Below are 1,117 nucleotides of genomic sequence, written 5' to 3'. Positions count from 1 at the left end.
TCCCACGGAACCCACTTCTCCTGGATGAGTCGCGCTTTCAGCCCGAGGTGCGCCGCGACGGCCGCGACCTGGCGCGTGTGGTTGGACTGGTAGCCGCCGATCGACACGATCGTGTCGGCGCCGGAGGCGAGGATGTCGGGGACGATGTACTCGAGCTTGCGCACCTTGTTGCCGCCGAACGCGAGGCCGCTGTTCACATCCTCGCGTTTCGCCCAGATCTGCGCGCCCCCGAGGTGGTCGCTGAGCCGCGCCAGGTGCTGCAACGGGCTGGGGCCGAAGGTGAGCGGGTGGCGCGGGAACTCGTGGAGCTTCATGCGGGGTCCTGTTCGGTCGGAGCGGGCGAGATGATGAGGGATTGCCACGTGCTTTCGGCGAGGCGGGCGGCGCCGTCGGCGTCGCCCGCCTCGCACAGCGCCACCAGGCGGTCATGCCGCTCAGCGGAGGCGGCCGCTTCGTCGGAGGCGAACCTCAGCCGCTCCACGCGGCGCAGGACCGGCTCATAGCGGGCGATGACGGCCGCGGCTGCCGCATTCGCGCACACGTCGAGGGCGACGCGGTGAAAGCGCGCATCCGCCTCGAGGGCGCCGTCGAGGTCGCCGGCGCTCAGCGCGGCACGAAACGCCGCGTTCGCCGCGCGCATCGCATCGAGGTCGCGGGCCGTCATGCGCGGTGTCGCCGTGCGGACGGCAAGGGCATGCAGGGCGCCAACGACGGCCTGCGCGTCGCGGAGGGCGCCGCGGTCGATCGGGGCGACGACGGTGGAGCGCCCGGGTGTCGCCTGCACGAGCCCGGCCTGAGCGAGTTCGAGCAGCGCCTCTCGCACGGGCGTGCGACTGACGCCGAGTCGCTCGGCCAGTTCTGCGTCGCGCAGTTGCTCACCGGGGGCGAGGCTGCCGTCGACGATCGCCTCCTGCAGGCGCGCGTGCACGTCGTCGCGAAGAAGGGCGCGGGGCACGGGGACGGCAGCGAGCGGCACGATATGCAATATATCGCAGGTGGGACGAGACGCCCGTCGCGCATCCGTCTCGGGCGGAGGCCGTCAGACGACGCTGAACCGGACGGTTCCCTCGTCAACGGACGCCGCATCCAGCCGCAGACGTACGAGGGTGCCGGGGGC

At 72.2% G+C, this 1,117-nt stretch carries 2 protein-coding genes; both read right to left on the bottom strand.

Annotated features, from left to right (window positions below; genetic code table 11):
* Window positions 1–314, bottom strand: a 314-nt coding sequence (locus I5I_RS14170) for a pyridoxal-phosphate dependent enzyme (protein WP_036321193.1), incomplete at its 3' end; no start/stop codon positions are given.
* A complete protein-coding gene (locus I5I_RS14165) occupies window positions 311–976 on the bottom strand; it encodes a GntR family transcriptional regulator (protein ID WP_036321191.1) in 666 nt (221 codons plus the stop codon). The genes I5I_RS14170 and I5I_RS14165, both read right to left, overlap by 4 nt.
* Between the last annotated feature and the right edge of the window lie 141 nt (window positions 977–1,117).

Source organism: Microbacterium sp. B24, from assembly GCF_000333415.1.
Taxonomy (GTDB): Bacteria; Actinomycetota; Actinomycetes; order Actinomycetales; family Microbacteriaceae; genus Microbacterium.
Note: the sequence above shows the minus strand (reverse complement) of the source record. Positions and strands in the feature narration are given on the sequence as shown.